Origin of the sequence: Shigella sp. FC1544, assembly GCF_001722145.1 — a bacterium.
GTDB classification, from domain to species: domain Bacteria; phylum Pseudomonadota; class Gammaproteobacteria; order Enterobacterales; family Enterobacteriaceae; genus Escherichia; species Escherichia coli.
In genome coordinates this window covers 1-17,172 of record NZ_MECT01000266.1, presented here as the reverse complement: position 1 = coordinate 17,172, position 17,172 = coordinate 1, and the positions used below count along the sequence as shown (strand labels likewise).

General features: G+C 50.7%; 15 protein-coding genes and 1 pseudogene. 11 read left to right on the top strand and 5 right to left on the bottom strand.

Going from position 1 to position 17,172, the window contains the following annotated elements:
* The first annotated feature begins 4 nt into the window (after positions 1–4).
* The 3 genes and pseudogenes from BGK49_RS13860 (at position 5) to BGK49_RS13850 (ending at position 4,814) form a co-directional block, all read left to right on the top strand.
* Positions 5–2,437, top strand: coding sequence for a glycyl radical protein (locus BGK49_RS13860; RefSeq protein WP_000209328.1), 2,433 nt, complete (start codon positions 5–7; stop codon positions 2,435–2,437).
* Between the two features lie 145 nt (positions 2,438–2,582).
* A complete protein-coding gene (gene ybiV, locus BGK49_RS13855; RefSeq protein ID WP_000114242.1) occupies positions 2,583–3,398 on the top strand; it encodes a sugar-phosphatase YbiV in 816 nt (271 codons plus the stop codon).
* 151 nt (positions 3,399–3,549) lie between these two features.
* Positions 3,550–4,814, top strand: a pseudogene (locus BGK49_RS13850) (DUF1479 domain-containing protein).
* 240 nt (positions 4,815–5,054) lie between these two features.
* Here the strand turns inward: BGK49_RS13850 and BGK49_RS13845 are convergent.
* Positions 5,055–6,647 carry an ABC-F family ATPase gene (locus tag BGK49_RS13845; RefSeq protein WP_000961466.1) on the bottom strand — a complete coding sequence of 531 codons (1,593 nt, stop codon included), beginning with the start codon at positions 6,645–6,647 and terminating at the stop codon, positions 5,055–5,057.
* A gap of 218 nt (positions 6,648–6,865) precedes the next feature.
* Here BGK49_RS13845 and ldtB point away from each other — a divergent pair, with 218 nt between their 5' ends.
* Positions 6,866–7,786: a L,D-transpeptidase gene (gene ldtB, locus BGK49_RS13840; RefSeq protein ID WP_001056384.1), complete on the top strand. Its 921-nt coding sequence runs from the start codon at positions 6,866–6,868 to the stop codon at positions 7,784–7,786.
* Between the two features lie 58 nt (positions 7,787–7,844).
* On the opposite strand, the gene BGK49_RS13835 is transcribed toward ldtB, so the two are convergent.
* Both BGK49_RS13835 and mntR read right to left on the bottom strand, forming a co-directional pair.
* Entirely contained in the window at positions 7,845–8,963 is a 1,119-nt protein-coding gene (locus tag BGK49_RS13835; RefSeq protein WP_000056406.1) for an anion transporter, read from the bottom strand.
* A complete protein-coding gene (gene mntR / locus BGK49_RS13830) occupies positions 8,960–9,427 on the bottom strand; it encodes a manganese-binding transcriptional regulator MntR (RefSeq protein ID WP_000091016.1) in 468 nt (155 codons plus the stop codon). Before mntR ends, BGK49_RS13835 begins: the two co-directional genes overlap by 4 nt.
* A 185-nt stretch (positions 9,428–9,612) precedes the next feature.
* Here mntR and mntS point away from each other — a divergent pair, with 185 nt between their 5' ends.
* Positions 9,613–9,741: a manganase accumulation protein MntS gene (gene mntS, locus BGK49_RS13825; RefSeq protein WP_001001760.1), complete on the top strand. Its 129-nt coding sequence runs from the start codon at positions 9,613–9,615 to the stop codon at positions 9,739–9,741.
* A 271-nt stretch (positions 9,742–10,012) separates the two neighbouring features.
* Entirely contained in the window at positions 10,013–11,596 is a 1,584-nt protein-coding gene (opgE, locus tag BGK49_RS13820) for a phosphoethanolamine transferase (RefSeq protein ID WP_069375759.1), read from the top strand.
* A 48-nt stretch (positions 11,597–11,644) separates the two neighbouring features.
* On the opposite strand, the gene ompX is transcribed toward opgE, so the two are convergent.
* Positions 11,645–12,160, bottom strand: a complete 516-nt coding sequence (gene ompX, locus BGK49_RS13815) for an outer membrane protein OmpX (RefSeq protein ID WP_001295296.1) — start codon at positions 12,158–12,160, stop codon at positions 11,645–11,647.
* A 52-nt stretch (positions 12,161–12,212) separates the two neighbouring features.
* Complete coding sequence (locus BGK49_RS29435; protein WP_120795379.1) at positions 12,213–12,278, bottom strand: protein YliM; 66 nt, start codon at positions 12,276–12,278, stop codon at positions 12,213–12,215.
* A 234-nt stretch (positions 12,279–12,512) separates the two neighbouring features.
* Here BGK49_RS29435 and rhtA point away from each other — a divergent pair, with 234 nt between their 5' ends.
* The 5 genes from rhtA (at position 12,513) to glnQ (ending at position 16,869) form a co-directional block, all read left to right on the top strand.
* Positions 12,513–13,400, top strand: coding sequence for a threonine/homoserine exporter RhtA (gene rhtA, locus BGK49_RS13810; RefSeq protein ID WP_001295297.1), 888 nt, complete (start codon positions 12,513–12,515; stop codon positions 13,398–13,400).
* 298 nt (positions 13,401–13,698) lie between these two features.
* Positions 13,699–14,202, top strand: coding sequence for a DNA starvation/stationary phase protection protein Dps (gene dps, locus BGK49_RS13805; protein WP_000100800.1), 504 nt, complete (start codon positions 13,699–13,701; stop codon positions 14,200–14,202).
* Between the two features lie 403 nt (positions 14,203–14,605).
* The gene (gene glnH, locus BGK49_RS13795; protein WP_000843882.1) at positions 14,606–15,352 is read left to right on the top strand and encodes a glutamine ABC transporter substrate-binding protein GlnH; all 747 of its coding nucleotides are present in this window, start codon (positions 14,606–14,608) and stop codon (positions 15,350–15,352) included.
* A gap of 138 nt (positions 15,353–15,490) precedes the next feature.
* Positions 15,491–16,150, top strand: coding sequence for a glutamine ABC transporter permease GlnP (gene glnP, locus BGK49_RS13790; RefSeq protein WP_001159065.1), 660 nt, complete (start codon positions 15,491–15,493; stop codon positions 16,148–16,150).
* A complete protein-coding gene (gene glnQ, locus BGK49_RS13785; protein WP_000569084.1) occupies positions 16,147–16,869 on the top strand; it encodes a glutamine ABC transporter ATP-binding protein GlnQ in 723 nt (240 codons plus the stop codon). Before glnP ends, glnQ begins: the two co-directional genes overlap by 4 nt.
* Positions 16,870–17,172: the final 303 nt, after the last annotated feature.

Below are 17,172 nucleotides of genomic sequence, written 5' to 3'. Positions count from 1 at the left end.
AACCATGACCACACTGAAACTGGACACGCTCAGCGACCGCATTAAAGCGCACAAAAATGCGCTGGTGCATATTGTGAAACCGCCGGTCTGTACCGAGCGCGCGCAGCACTATACCGAGATGTATCAACAACATCTCGATAAGCCGATCCCGGTACGTCGCGCGCTGGCTCTGGCGCATCACCTGGCGAATCGCACCATCTGGATCAAGCACGATGAGTTGATCATCGGCAACCAGGCAAGCGAGGTTCGCGCTGCGCCGATCTTCCCGGAATATACCGTCTCGTGGATCGAAAAAGAGATTGATGATCTGGCAGATCGTCCCGGTGCTGGTTTTGCGGTGAGCGAAGAGAACAAACGCGTTCTGCATGAAGTGTGCCCGTGGTGGCGCGGTCAGACGGTACAGGATCGCTGCTACGGCATGTTTACCGATGAGCAAAAAGGTCTGCTGGCGACCGGAATCATTAAAGCGGAAGGCAATATGACCTCCGGCGATGCGCACCTGGCGGTGAATTTCCCGCTGCTGCTGGAAAAAGGTCTTGATGGTCTGCGCGAGAAAGTAGCGGAACGTCGCTCGCGCATCAATCTGACGGTACTGGAAGATTTGCACGGCGAACAGTTCCTGAAAGCGATTGATATCGTGCTGGTGGCAGTCAGCGAACACATTGAACGTTTTGCAGCCCTGGCGCGTGAAATGGCCGCGACCGAAACCCGCGAAAGCCGTCGCGATGAACTGCTGGCGATAGCAGAAAACTGCGATCTTATCGCCCACCAGCCGCCGCAGACTTTCTGGCAGGCGCTGCAACTGTGTTACTTCATCCAGTTGATATTGCAGATCGAATCTAACGGTCACTCGGTATCGTTTGGTCGTATGGACCAGTATCTCTACCCGTACTATCGCCGCGACGTTGAACTCAACCAGACACTGGATCGCGAACACGCCATCGAATTGCTGCATAGCTGCTGGCTGAAACTGCTGGAAGTGAACAAGATCCGCTCCGGCTCACACTCAAAAGCCTCTGCGGGAAGTCCTCTGTATCAGAACGTCACCATTGGCGGACAAACTCTGGTTGATGGTCAACCAATGGACGCGGTGAATCCACTCTCTTACGCGATCCTCGAATCCTGCGGTCGCCTGCGTTCCACTCAGCCTAACCTCAGCGTGCGTTACCATGCAGGAATGAGTAATGATTTCCTCGACGCCTGCGTACAGGTGATCCGTTGCGGCTTCGGGATGCCGGCGTTCAACAACGACGAAATCGTGATCCCGGAATTTATTAAACTCGGTATTGAACCGCAGGACGCTTACGACTACGCAGCGATTGGTTGTATCGAAACCGCCGTCGGTGGCAAATGGGGCTATCGCTGTACCGGCATGAGCTTTATCAACTTCGCCCGCGTGATGCTGGCGGCGCTGGAAGGCGGGCGTGATGCCACCAGCGGCAACGTGTTCCTGCCACAAGAAAAAGCGTTGTCGGCAGGCAACTTTAACAATTTCGATGAAGTAATGGACGCGTGGGATACGCAAATCCGTTATTACACGCGTAAATCAATCGAAATCGAATATGTCGTCGACACCATGCTGGAAGAGAACGTGCACGATATTCTCTGCTCGGCGCTGGTGGATGACTGTATTGAGCGAGCGAAAAGTATCAAGCAAGGCGGCGCGAAATATGACTGGGTTTCTGGCCTGCAGGTTGGCATTGCCAACCTCGGCAACAGCCTGGCGGCAGTGAAGAAACTGGTATTTGAACAGGGCGCGATTGGTCAGCAACAGCTGGCTGCCGCACTGGCGGATGACTTCGATGGCCTGACTCATGAGCAACTGCGTCAGCGGCTGATTAACGGTGCGCCGAAGTACGGCAACGACGATGATACTGTCGATACGCTGCTGGCTCGCGCTTATCAGACCTATATCGACGAACTGAAACAGTACCATAATCCGCGCTACGGTCGTGGTCCGGTTGGCGGCAACTATTACGCGGGTACGTCATCTATCTCCGCTAACGTACCGTTTGGTGCGCAAACTATGGCAACGCCGGACGGGCGTAAAGCCCACACCCCGCTGGCAGAAGGCGCTAGTCCGGCCTCTGGTACTGACCATCTCGGCCCTACTGCGGTCATTGGCTCGGTGGGTAAACTGCCTACGGCAGCGATTCTCGGCGGCGTGTTGCTCAACCAGAAACTGAATCCGGCAACGCTGGAGAACGAATCTGACAAGCAGAAGCTGATGATCCTGCTGCGCACCTTCTTCGAGGTGCATAAAGGCTGGCATATTCAGTACAACATCGTTTCCCGCGAAACGCTGCTGGAGGCGAAAAAACATCCGGATCAGTACCGCGATCTGGTAGTGCGTGTCGCGGGTTATTCCGCCTTCTTCACCGCGCTCTCTCCAGACGCTCAGGACGATATCATCGCTCGTACTGAACATATGCTGTAATCTCTTCGGCCCGGCTGCGGCGTCGCCGGGCTAAATCATTCACATCATCAATTTCATCCTTACTTTCATTCGAAATATAATTTGTGCTCTGCGTCACATTGTTATTACACTGTTACGGTTTCATTTTCGAGCCAGGAGCACACCTATGAGCGTAAAAGTTATCGTCACAGACATGGACGGTACTTTTCTTAACGACGCCAAAACGTACAACCAACCACGTTTTATGGCGCAATATCAGGAACTGAAAAAGCGCGGCATTGAGTTCGTTGTCGCCAGCGGTAATCAGTATTACCAGCTTATTTCGTTCTTTCCTGAGCTAAAGGATGAGATCTCTTTTGTCGCGGAAAACGGCGCACTGGTTTACGAACATGGCAAGCAACTGTTCCACGGCGAACTGACCCGACATGAATCGCGGATTGTTATTGGCGAGTTGCTAAAAGATAAGCAACTCAATTTTGTCGCCTGCGGTCTGCAAAGTGCATATGTCAGCGAAAATGCCCCCGAAGCATTTGTCGCACTGATGGCAAAACACTACCATCGCCTGAAAGCTGTAAAAGATTATCAGGAGATTGACGACGTACTGTTCAAGTTTTCGCTCAACCTGCCAGATGAACAAATCCCGTTAGTGATCGACAAACTGCACATAGCGTTCGATGGCATTATGAAGCCCGTCACCAGTGGTTTTGGCTTTATCGACCTGATTATTCCCGGTCTACATAAAGCAAACGGTATTTCGCGGTTACTGAAACGCTGGGATCTGTCACCGCAAAATGTGGTAGCGATTGGCGACAGCGGTAACGATGCGGAGATGCTGAAAATGGCGCGTTATTCCTTTGCGATGGGCAATGCTGCGGAAAACATTAAACAAATCGCCCGTTACGCTACCGATGATAATAATCATGAAGGCGCGCTGAATGTGATTCAGGCGGTGCTGGATAACACATCCCCTTTTAACAGCTGACCTCTCTACCGGAGCCGTGCGCTCCGGTTTTCCCTTCTTTTTACATCCTGTACATCACATCAAATCATTAAACTTGCATTAACTTATTTATAACTTATATTGTCACATGCAAATCATAATGGTTTCGAATGAAAGTTAATGAGAGGTGGTTATGGCTTCTACTTTTACCAGCGACACATTGCCAGCCGATCACAAAGCAGCTATCCGTCAGATGAAGCACGCGCTGCGGGCGCAGCTTGGCGACGTCCAGCAGATCTTTAATCAGCTAAGCGATGACATTGCCACGCGAGTGGCTGAAATCAACGCACTCAAAGCACAGGGTGATGCCGTCTGGCCGGTGCTGTCTTATGCCGATATCAAAGCAGGTCATGTTACTGCAGAGCAGCGCGAACAGATTAAACGTCGCGGTTGTGCGGTGATAAAAGGCCATTTCCCCCGCGAACAAGCGCTAGGCTGGGATCAGTCGATGCTGGACTATCTGGACCGCAACCGCTTTGACGAGGTCTACAAAGGCCCCGGCGATAATTTCTTCGGGACGCTCAGCGCTTCACGTCCCGAGATTTACCCCATCTACTGGTTGCAGACGCAAATGCAGGCCCGCCAGAGTGAAGAAATGGCGAATGCGCAGTCGTTTCTCAATCGTCTGTGGACATTTGAAAGTGATGGAAAGCAATGGTTTAACCCGGATGTGAGCGTCATCTACCCTGACCGTATCCGCCGCCGTCCGCCCGGAACGACCTCCAAAGGTCTGGAGCGCATACCGACTCCGGGGCGCTGGAACGCTGGCTGCTTCTAGCGTATCAGCGCGTTTTCGCCAACGTCTTTAATGGCAATCTGGCGCAATATGATCCCTGGCATGCGGCACATCGTACGGAAGTTGAAGAGTACACGGTGGACAACACCACCAAATGTTCCGTGTTTCGGACATTCCAGGGCTGGACAGCGCTCTCTGATATGCTGCCTGGTCAGGGGTTGCTGCACGTTGTGCCCATTCCTGAAGCCATGGCGTACGTACTGTTACGTCCGCTGCTTGATGATGTGCCGGAGGATGAACTGTGCGGCGTAGCGCCCGGAAGAGTGTTGCCGGTATCAGAGCAATGGCATCCACTGTTAATTGAGGCGTTAACCAGCATTCCAAAACTCGAGGCCGGAGACTCCGTCTGGTGGCACTGCGACGTCATCCATTCCGTTGCCCCCGTTGAAAATCAACAGGGTTGGGGCAACGTGATGTACATTCCTGCGGCACCGATGTGCGAGAAAAATCTTGCCTACGCGCACAAGGTGAAGGCCGCACTGGAAAAAGGCGCATCGCCGGGCGACTTCCCGCGCGAGGACTATGAAACAAACTGGGAAGGACGCTTTACGCTTGCCGACCTCAACATTCACGGTAAGCGAGCGTTGGGCATGGATGTTTGAGAGTTAATGGAAGTGAATTGATGTGGGATTAAGAAAATCGATTCGACGTTACTCAGATTGCTGACAAGTGCGCTTTCTTAATGCCTGATGCGGCGTTAACGCCTTATCTGGCCTACAAAGTCCTGCAGATTCAATATATTACAGGTACTGCGTAGGCCTGATAAGCGTAGCGCATCAGGCTATTTTGCATTTGTCATCAGCCGCCGTCACCCCGACAGTATCGGGGTGACGGATAATCACTTACTCGATCCCTTTACTACGCAGGTAATCTTCGTAATTACCGCTAAAGTCGATCACGCGTTCCGGGGTGATTTCCAGAATGCGGGTCGCCAGGGAGCTTACGAACTCACGGTCGTGTGAAACAAAGATCAGCGTGCCCTGATACAGTTCCAGCGCCATGTTCAGTGACTCGATGGATTCCATATCCAGGTGGTTGGTCGGTTCGTCCATGATCAGAATGTTCGGCTTCTGCATCATTAACTTACCAAACAGCATCCGCCCTTTTTCCCCACCGGAAAGCACTTTAGCTGGCTTTTTGATGTCGTCCTGGCTGAACAGCAAACGACCGAGAATGCTGCGTACCGCCTGCTCGTCATCGCCTTCCTGCTTCCACTGACTCATCCATTCGAACACGGTCAGATCATTTTCAAACTCATATTCGTGGTCCTGGGCGTAGTAACCAATGCGCGCGTTTTCAGACCATTTTACGGTGCCGCTGTCCGGTTGCAGATCGCCCACCAGCGTTTTCATCAGCGTTGATTTACCGACGCCGTTGGTACCCAGTACCGCAAGTTTTTCACCGACCTCCAGCAGCAGGTTGAGATTTTTAAACAGTGGACCGTTATCAAACCCTTTGGTCAGACCTTCCACTTCCAGCGCGTTACGGAACAGTTTCTTATCCTGTTCAAAACGGATGAACGGGTTCTGACGGCTGGAGGCTTTCACCTCTTCCAGTTTGATTTTATCAATCTGGCGCGCGCGCGAAGTTGCCTGGCGAGATTTCGAGGCGTTGGCGCTAAAGCGGCTAACGAAAGATTGCAACTCAGCAATCTGCGCTTTCTTCTTGTCGTTATCGGCCAGCAGACGTTCACGCGCCTGGGTCGCCGCCGTCATGTACTCATCGTAGTTACCCGGATAAACGCGCAGCTCGCCGTAATCCAGATCCGCCATGTGGGTACAGACCATGTTAAGGAAGTGACGGTCGTGCGAGATGATGATCATGGTGCTGTCACGCTCGTTCAGCACCTGTTCCAGCCAGCGAATGGTGTCGATGTCGAGGTTGTTGGTCGGTTCGTCGAGCAGGAGAATATCCGGATCAGCAAACAGCGCCTGCGCCAGAAGCACACGCAGCTTCCAGCCAGGAGCAACTTCACTCATCGGGCCGTAGTGCTGTTCCACTGGAATTCCCACGCCAAGCAACAATTCACCGGCGCGAGCTTCCGCAGAGTAACCGTCCATTTCGCCGTATTTAACTTCCAGATCGGCCACTTTATAGCCGTCTTCCTCACTCATTTCCGGCAAAGCATAGATGCGGTCACGCTCCTGCTTCACTTCCCACAACTCTTTATGCCCCATGATCACCGTATCCAGCACAGTGAACTCTTCAAAGGCAAACTGATCCTGACGCAGCTTACCAATGCGCTCGTTGGGATCGAGGGAAACGTTACCCAAAGTCGGCTCTAAGTCGCCGCCGAGGATCTTCATAAAGGTGGATTTACCACTACCGTTCGCGCCAATCAGGCCGTAACGGTTGCCGCCGCCAAATTTGACGGAAATGTTTTCAAACAACGGCTTACTGCCGAACTGCATGGTGACGTTACTGGAAACTAACACAGGCGTATCCTGAAAAGAGATATGACAAACCGCGCATTATGCCATAAGTCTGAAAGAAGATCCTGCTCCTCGCTTAAGGTCTACACTCAAGCCAAAGGCAAAAAATGTGATTTCGTACACATCTGATTTCACTGTGAGCTGGAATGAACTTATAATGCGCTTCCAATACTCTAATATTCTCAACCCAATGGCCTGCCAGGCACAAAATCTCGCTTAACATGAATATGAAATTGAAAACATTATTCGCAGCGGCCTTCGCTGTTGTCGGCTTTTGCAGTACCGCCTCTGCGGTAACTTATCCTCTGCCAACCGACGGGAGTCGCCTGGTTGGTCAGAATCAGGTGATCACCATTCCTGAAGGTAACACTCAGCCGCTGGAGTATTTTGCCGCGGAGTACCAGATGGGGCTTTCCAATATGATGGAAGCGAACCCGGGTGTGGATACCTTCCTGCCGAAAGGCGGTACTGTACTGAACATTCCGCAGCAGCTGATCCTGCCGGATACCGTTCATGAAGGCATCGTCATTAACAGTGCAGAGATGCGTCTGTATTACTATCCGAAAGGGACCAACACCGTTATCGTGCTGCCGATCGGCATTGGTCAGTTAGGCAAAGATACGCCTATCAACTGGACCACCAAAGTTGAGCGTAAGAAAGCAGGCCCGACCTGGACGCCGACCGCCAAAATGCACGCAGAGTACCGCGCTGCGGGCGAACCGCTTCCGGCTGTCGTTCCGGCAGGTCCGGATAACCCGATGGGTCTGTATGCACTCTACATCGGTCGCCTGTATGCTATCCATGGCACCAACGCCAACTTCGGTATCGGCCTGCGTGTAAGTCATGGTTGTGTGCGTCTGCGTAACGAAGACATCAAATTCCTGTTCGAGAAAGTACCGGTCGGTACCCGCGTACAGTTTATTGATGAGCCGGTAAAAGCGACCACCGAGCCAGACGGCAGCCGTTATATTGAAGTCCATAACCCGCTGTCTACCACCGAAGCCCAGTTTGAAGGTCAGGAAATTGTGCCAATTACCCTGACGAAGAGCGTGCAGACAGTGACCGGTCAGCCAGATGTTGACCAGGTTGTTCTTGATGAAGCGATTAAAAACCGCTCCGGGATGCCGGTTCGTCTGAATTAATCTTCAAAACTTAAAGCAAAAGGCGGACTCATAATCCGCCTTTTTTATTTGCCAGACCCTAGTTGGCCGGGAGTATAACTAACAAAACATATCCCACCAACGCCGCCCACAACAGCATCGGTATTGAATAGAGATGGAAACGCCACCAGATGCGGCGATCGTTCGCCATACGTAGCGCAATCAAACTTGCCAGCGATCCGGGTAATAACCCAAAGCCACCTACGTTTACCGCCCATGCCAGTAATAAAGACGGCGGCACATAGTTCAGCAACAATATGGTACTCGGCACGTTACTGATCACCTGCGATAAACCGATTGCCGTTAACCATAACCCGGGTTCAGATAGATGACTCACGTTACCCAACACGCCTTGCAACGCTGGAAGCTGGGTCAGTAAATGGACGTCGATAAACATCGCCATAAACACCAGCAGCAGCGTCCAGTCCACACTGAGCACCACGCGACGTGCCAGCAGCGCAAAGCCTGCCGCCACAATCACCAGTCCCCACAGCTCTTGTTTGAACTCCAGCGCCGTTAGAAAGACGATATACAGCCCCAGACAACTCCACACCAGCCGCGGTTTCCACTCCGGTGTTTGCACCCCCGTATGGTATTGCAGCACCTTTCCAGGGAAACAACACCAGCACAGGAGCAGGAGCGTCAGCATCATTGCGCCAGCCAGCGGTGCCATTTGGGCAATAAATCCGGCAAACGAAAGACCAGAACGTCCCCAGATAAGAATATTTTGCGGGTTGCCAATTGGCGTCAGTAGCGAGCCAGCATTGACTGCCAGCGCCTCAAAAATAATCAGCCGATTAACCGGGATCTCACACAGTCTTTTTAGCGTGATAGTCAGCGGAACAACAATAAACAGCGCGACATCGTTGGTCAGAAAGGTAGAAAGCAGCGCCGCCGCCAGCACCATAAACATCGCCAGCCGACGCTCCGTAGCAAAGCGGCGCACCATTTTGCGCCCCAGCACATCAAAATAACCGCTTAACTCCACACCTTTGGTCAGCAGCATCAGGCCGCTTAAGGTGATGATGGTGTGCCAGTCGATAGCAGCAGGCCCGGATTTCGGTGCAAAGGGCACGAAAAAGCTTAATCCGATACCAACAAGAATTAATAACTGAAAAAAACGATCGCCTTGCAGCGTGCGTAAAAAAGGCAGGCTCATTTGGCACCGTGTTTCTGGGTAAACAAACGAAAAGCGTCGAGCGTCTCTTCACTAACATGGTGCTCCATGCCTTCCGCGTCGCGACGGGCGATTTCCGGACTGACGCCCAACACCAACAAGAAATTTTCGACTATCTGATGTCGCTCGCGGCTTTCCTGCGCCAGCTTCTCTCCTTCTGCCGTTAAAAACACGCCACGCCAGGGGATCATTTCAATCAGCCCCATGGTTGCCAGCCGCTTAAGCATTTTAGCCACCGTCGGTTGCGAAACTCCCAGACGAGCAGCCATGTCCACCTGACGAGCTTCCCCCACTTCCCTGATCAAGTCAGAAATCAGCTCAACGTAATCATCAATAAGCTCGCGCCGATGCGCCTCTCTGACCTGGCGGAACCCTTCAACGTGCTCTTCCACGTTCACTAACTGCGTCACTTTTTTTGCTGTTGGCGTACCTGCGCGACGACTCATTGTGCTTCCTCATTATGGTGACGCATACATAGCGTTCTCATTTCGTGCGCACATTGTAAACCAGAGTTGCGAAGGTACAAAAAATTAACGTTTTAGCAATAGCTATATAATATAGCCTGTGCTATATCTGTATGTAGTGCAATCATCCCTCAAGGATCGACGGGATTAACAAGTCAGGAGGTCTTATGAATGAGTTCAAGAGGTGTATGCGCGTGTTTAGTCATTCTCCCTTTAAAGTACGGTTAATACTGCTCTCTATGTTGTGCGATATGGTCAACAACAAACCGCAGCAAGATAAACCTTCCGATAAATAGCGGCGTCGCGGTACGCCGCTTCACTCCTGCTTTCATGCAGGCATAACGCGTTTTGGTCTGAAAAACCCCACTTTTTGTCGGATTTGCAATCCCCTTCGCAAAAGATTTGTTCGTCAGTAGTTGACCTGAACGGCGGCTCGCTCTATCTTCTTGCAGCCCTGCGTATATTGCGGCTCGCGGATGCGGACCCCTTTCCACTCTTCACGCACTCTTGCAGGTATTGACCCTTGACGCCAGGGTAAGCACATGGCGTTTGTTACGATAGTGGCGTATGAATTTAACCCTCAAAGAATCGCTTGTTACCCGTAGCCGGGTATTTAGCCCGTGGACTGCGTTCTACTTTTTACAGTCGCTATTAATTAACCTCGGCTTAGGTTACCCCTTCAGTTTGCTCTACACCGCTGCGTTTACGGCTATTTTGCTTTTGCTATGGCGAACATTGCCTCGCGTACAAAAAGTTCTGGTCGGTGTCAGTTCGCTGGTGGCGGCTTGTTATTTCCCTTTTGCTCAGGCCTACGGCGCGCCTAATTTCAATACATTGCTGGCATTGCACTCCACCAATATGGAAGAGTCGACCGAAATCCTGACGATTTTTCCGTGGTACAGCTACCTGGTCGGCTTATTTATTTTTGCGCTCGGCGTAATAGCAATCAGGCGAAAAAAAGAGAATGAAAAAGCGCGCTGGAATACCTTCGACAGCCTGTGTCTGGTATTCAGTGTGGCGACATTTTTTGTTGCTCCCGTGCAAAACCTGGCCTGGGGTGGCGTATTTAAACTGAAAGATACTGGCTATCCGGTATTTCGTTTTGCTAAGGATGTCATCGTCAATAATAACGAGGTGATTGAAGAGCAAGAACGGATGGCAAAACTTTCCGGAATGAAAGATACCTGGACGGTCACTGCCGTTAAGCCGAAGTATCAGACCTATGTGGTGGTGATCGGTGAAAGCGCGCGTCGCGATGCCCTCGGTGCCTTTGGCGGTCACTGGGACAATACCCCGTTTGCCAGCAGCGTTAACGGTTTGATATTTGCTGACTACATTGCCGCCAGTGGCTCCACGCAGAAATCGCTTGGCTTAACGCTCAATCGCGTAGTCGATGGCAAACCACAGTTTCAGGATAACTTTGTCACCCTGGCAAATCGCGAGGGCTTCCAGACCTGGTGGTTTTCCAACCAGAGCCAAATCGGCGAATACGATACTGCTATCGCCAGCATCGCCAAACGTGCAGATGAAGTGTACTTCCTGAAAGAAGGTAATTTTGAAGCAGATAAAAACACGAAAGACGAAGCGTTACTGGATATGACCGCTCAAGTGCTGGCGCAAGAGCACTCGCAACCGCAGCTGATTGTTCTGCATCTGATGGGCTCGCATCCGCAGGCCTGCGACAGGACACAAGGCAAATACGAAACCTTTGTGCAATCGAAAGAAACGTCGTGCTATCTCTATACCATGACGCAAACGGACGATTTACTGCGCAAGCTGTACGATCAGTTACGCAACAGCGGCAGCAGCTTCTCTCTGGTTTACTTTTCTGACCACGGTCTGGCCTTTAAAGAGCGCGGCAAAGACGTGCAATACCTTGCCCATGATGATAAATATCAGCAAAATTTCCAGGTGCCTTTTATGGTCATTTCCAGCGACGATAAAGCGCATCGGGTGATTAAAGCCCGCCGCTCAGCCAATGACTTCTTAGGCTTTTTCTCGCAGTGGACGGGAATTAAAGCGAAGGAAATAAATATCAAATACCCGTTTATATCTGAGAAGAAAGCCGGGCCGATATACATCACCAACTTCCAGTTACAGAAGGTGGATTACAACCATCTCGGAACCGATATTTTCGACCCGAAACCTTAAAAACAAAAATCCGCCCCGAGAGGCGGATTTTTTATATCACCAAAGTGATTAGAAGCGGTAACCAACACCGGCAATCCAGGTGCCTACGTCAACGCTACGAATACGGCTCTGCTCGTAAGAGAAGTCCAGAGCAACGTTTTCCATCGGGTTGAACTGCAGACCAGCACCGTAGGAGAAACCGTAGTCGCTGGTGTCGTGTTTGTAGGTCGGGTATTCAGTGGTCTGGAATTTACCATAACCCACACCCACTACACCGTAGATGCTTGCCCAGTCGTTAATGCGGTAAGCCGGACCAGCAGTGATGCCGTAGTACTGGTTTTTGTTGTAGTCACCAGAGCTTGCAGTACGACTTTTCTCGGTGTAAGTGAAAGAACCGATCACACCCAGCGGGCTGTTGTCTTCTTCATAGCGGTATTTCAGGTTGAAACCGCCCATTTTGTTCATTTGGCCCTGAGCGTCGCTCTGTGCGTAACCGCCAGTTACGGTAGAAGTCGCAGCTACGGAAGTACCTGCGGTGAAAGCCAGAACTGCGGCCAGTGCTGAAAGACATGCAATTTTTTTCATAACCACCTCAAATGTGATTCAAATAAGTCCTAAGTTTTAAATATATCAAAAATTAATGGGAAACTCTTCGCGATTTGTGATGTCTAACGGGCCATTTCATGTAACAGAACGTTTCCATACACCGCTATCCATCTAAATTTAAATCACTTTTTCAGAGAACTGCGTAAGTATTACGCATGTTTTCCCTGTCATTCATCCAGATTATTCCTAATCACCAGACTAATGATTCCATCAATCCTGGCGCATTTTAGTCAAAACGGGGGAAAATTTTTTCAACAAATGCTCAACCAGCATTGGGTATATCCAGTACACTCCACGCTTTACTTAAGTCTAGATATTTGTGGGAGAAAGGATGCCTGGTTCATTACGTAAAATGCCGGTCTGGTTACCAATAGTCATATTGCTCGTTGCCATGGCGTCTATTCAGGGTGGAGCCTCGTTAGCTAAGTCACTTTTTCCTCTGGTGGGCGCACCGGGTGTCACTGCGCTGCGTCTGGCATTAGGAACGCTGATCCTCATCGCGTTCTTTAAGCCATGGCGACTGCGCTTTGCCAAAGAGCAACGGTTACCGCTGTTGTTTTACGGCGTTTCGCTGGGTGGGATGAATTATCTTTTTTATCTTTCTATTCAGACAGTACCGCTGGGTATTGCGGTGGCGCTGGAGTTCACCGGACCACTGGCGGTGGCGCTGTTCTCTTCTCGTCGCCCGGTAGATTTCGTCTGGGTTGTGCTGGCGGTTCTTGGTCTGTGGTTCCTGCTACCGCTGGGGCAAGACGTTTCCCATGTCGATTTAACCGGCTGTGCGCTGGCACTGGGGGCCGGGGCTTGTTGGGCTATTTACATTTTAAGTGGGCAACGCGCAGGAGCGGAACATGGCCCTGCGACGGTGGCAATTGGTTCGTTGATTGCAGCGTTAATTTTCGTGCCAATTGGAGCGCTTCAGGCTGGTGAAGCACTCTGGCACTGGTCGGTTATTCCATTGGGTCTGGCTGTCGCTATTCTCTCGACCGCTCTGCCTTATTCGCTGGAAATGATTGCCCTCACCCGTTTGCCAACACGGACATTTGGTACGCTGATGAGCATGGAACCGGCGCTGGCTGCCGTTTCCGGGATGATTTTCCTCGGAGAAACACTGACACCCATACAGCTGCTGGCGCTCGGCGCTATCATCGCCGCTTCAATGGGGTCTACGCTGACAGTACGCAAAGAGAGCAAAATAAAAGAATTAGACATTAATTAAATTTACATTTCTGCATGGTTATGCATAACCATGCAGAATTTCTCGCTACTTTTCCTCTACACCGTCTTTATATATCGAATTATGCAAAAGCATATTTATTCCGAAAATTCCTGGCGAGCAGATAAATAAGAATTGTTCTTATAAATATATCTAACTCATTGAATCTTTATTAGTTTTGTTTTTCACGCTTGTTACCACTATTAGTGTGATAGGAACAGCCAGAATAGCGGAACACATAGCCGGTGCTATACTTAGTCTCGTTAATTACTGGGACATAACATCAAGAGGATATGAAATTATGAGTACCGCTAAATTAGTTAAATCAAAAGCGACCAATCTGCTTTATACCCGCAACGATGTCTCCGACAGCGAGAAAAAAGCAACAGTAGAGTTGCTGAATCGCCAGGTTATCCAGTTTATTGATCTTTCTTTGATTACCAAACAAGCGCACTGGAACATGCGCGGCGCTAACTTCATTGCCGTACATGAAATGCTGGATGGCTTCCGCACCGCACTGATCGATCATCTGGATACCATGGCAGAACGTGCAGTGCAGCTGGGCGGTGTAGCTCTGGGGACCACTCAAGTTATCAACAGCAAAACCCCGCTGAAAAGTTACCCGCTGGACATCCACAACGTTCAGGATCACCTGAAAGAACTGGCTGACCGTTACGCAATCGTCGCTAATGACGTACGCAAAGCGATTGGCGAAGCGAAAGATGACGACACCGCAGATATCCTGACCGCCGCGTCTCGCGACCTGGATAAATTCCTGTGGTTTATCGAGTCTAACATCGAATAAATCCATCGCTGATGGTGCAGAACTTTAGTACCCGATAAAAGCGGCTTCCTGACAGGAGGCCGTTTTGTTTTGCAGCCCACCTCAACGCACTTATTTAGTGCATCCATCTGCTATCTCCAGCTGATTAAGTAAATTTTTTGTATCCACATCATCACACAATCGTTACATAAAGATTGTTTTTTCATCAGGTTTTACGCTAAATAATCACTGTGTTGAGTGCACAATTTTAGCGCACCAGATTGGTGCCCCAGAATGGTGCATCTTCAGGGTATTGCCCTATAAATCGTGCATCACGTTTTTGCCGCATCTCTAAAAATCAATGAGTTGCAAAACTGGCACGATTTTTTCATATATGTGAATGTCACGCAGGGGATCGTCCCGTGGATAGAAAAAAGGAAATGCTATGAAGTCTGTATTAAAAGTTTCACTGGCTGCACTGACCCTGGTTTTTGCGGTTTCTTCTCATGCCGCGGATAAAAAATTAGTTGTCGCGACGGATACCGCCTTCGTTCCGTTTGAATTTAAACAGGGCGATAAATATGTGGGCTTTGACGTTGATCTGTGGGCTGCCATCGCTAAAGAGCTGAAGCTGGATTACGAACTGAAGCCGATGGATTTCAGTGGGATCATTCCGGCACTGCAAACCAAAAACGTCGATCTGGCTCTGGCGGGCATTACCATCACCGACGAGCGTAAAAAAGCGATCGATTTCTCTGACGGCTACTACAAAAGCGGCCTGTTAGTGATGGTGAAAGCTAACAATAACGATGTGAAAAGCGTGAAAGATCTCGACGGGAAAGTGGTTGCTGTGAAGAGCGGTACTGGCTCCGTTGATTACGCGAAAGCAAACATCAAAACTAAAGATCTGCGTCAGTTCCCGAACATCGATAACGCCTATATGGAACTGGGCACCAACCGCGCAGACGCCGTTCTGCACGATACGCCAAACATTCTGTACTTCATCAAAACCGCCGGTAACGGTCAGTTCAAAGCGGTAGGTGACTCTCTGGAAGCGCAGCAATACGGTATTGCGTTCCCGAAAGGTAGCGACGAGCTGCGTGACAAAGTCAACGGCACGTTGAAAACCCTGCGCGAGAACGGAACTTACAACGAAATCTACAAAAAATGGTTCGGTACTGAACCGAAATAATAACGCTACACCTGTAAAGCGCACTGGCAGTTCCCTCTCCCCTCTGGGGAGAGGATTAGGGTGAGGGGCGCAAACCCGCTCCGGGGCCATTAATTACCCTGAATTTGATTATTTACACCACGGTAACAGGAACAACATATGCAGTTTGACTGGAGTGCCATCTGGCCTGCCATTCCGCTTCTGATTGAAGGTGCCAAAATGACCCTGTGGATTTCGGTCCTCGGTCTGGCTGGCGGTCTGGTAATCGGATTGCTGGCAGGTTTTGCACGCACCTTCGGTGGTTGGATAGCCAACCACGTCGCGCTGGTCTTTATTGAAGTGATCCGCGGCACACCTATCGTCGTCCAGGTGATGTTTATCTATTTCGCCCTGCCGATGGCGTTTAACGACTTACGCATCGACCCATTTACTGCGGCGGTGGTCACCATCATGATCAACTCCGGCGCGTACATTGCGGAAATCACGCGTGGTGCGGTGCTGTCTATTCACAAAGGTTTTCGTGAAGCAGGACTGGCGCTCGGTCTTTCACGTTGGGAAACCATTCGCTACGTCATTTTACCGCTGGCACTGCGTCGTATGCTGCCGCCGCTGGGTAACCAGTGGATCATCAGCATTAAAGACACCTCGCTGTTTATTGTTATCGGCGTGGCGGAACTGACCCGTCAGGGGCAAGAAATTATTGCCGGTAACTTCCGCGCCCTTGAGATCTGGAGCGCCGTGGCGGTGTTCTATCTGATTATTACCCTGGTGCTGAGCTTTATTCTGCGTCGTCTGGAAAGAAGGATGAAAATCCTGTGATTGAATTTAAAAACGTCTCCAAGCACTTTGGCCCAACCCAGGTGCTGCACAATATCGATTTGAACATTGCCCAGGGCGAAGTCGTGGTGATTATCGGGCCGTCCGGTTCCGGTAAATCGACCCTGCTGCGCTGCATCAACAAACTGGAAGAAATCACCTCCGGCGATCTGATTGTCGATGGCCTGAAGGTTAACGATCCGAAAGTTGACGAGCGCCTGATTCGCCAGGAAGCAGGTATGGTGTTCCAGCAGTTTTACCTCTTCCCGCATCTGACGGCGCTGGAAAACGTCATGTTTGGTCCGCTACGCGTGCGTGGCGCGAACAAAGAAGAGGCGGAAAAACTGGCGCGTGAGCTGCTGGCGAAAGTCGGTCTGGCAGAACGTGCACATCACTACCCTTCCGAACTTTCTGGTGGTCAACAGCAGCGTGTGGCGATTGCCCGCGCGCTGGCGGTGAAGCCGAAAATGATGCTGTTTGATGAACCGACTTCCGCTCTTGACCCGGAACTGCGCCATGAAGTGCTGAAGGTTATGCAGGATCTGGCTGAAGAAGGGATGACGATGGTGATCGTGACCCACGAAATCGGTTTTGCCGAGAAAGTAGCTTCGCGGCTGATCTTTATCGACAAAGGCCGGATTGCGGAAGATGGCAATCCGCAGGTGTTGATCAAGAACCCGCCGAGCCAGCGCTTGCAGGTATTTTTGCAGCACGTCTCTTAATTAGACACATTGCCTGATGCGCTAAGCTTATCAGGCCTACAGGATATCTGGCAACTTATTAAAATTGCATGAACTTGTAGGACGGATAAGGCGTTCACGCCGCATCCGGCAAAAAAGCCCGCACGTTGTCAGCAATCTGCTTAATATCCCTTCCTCCCTTTCACCCGAAAGGGAGGCACACCAGATTCCTCTCATTTAAAATCGCCCCGTTACTTTATTCGTACCCCTTATAATGGGGTGTTAGCCAGCCAGACCCGGCATGATTACTGCCCCCAGTCGTCCATGATCCGGGGGGTGATGTCA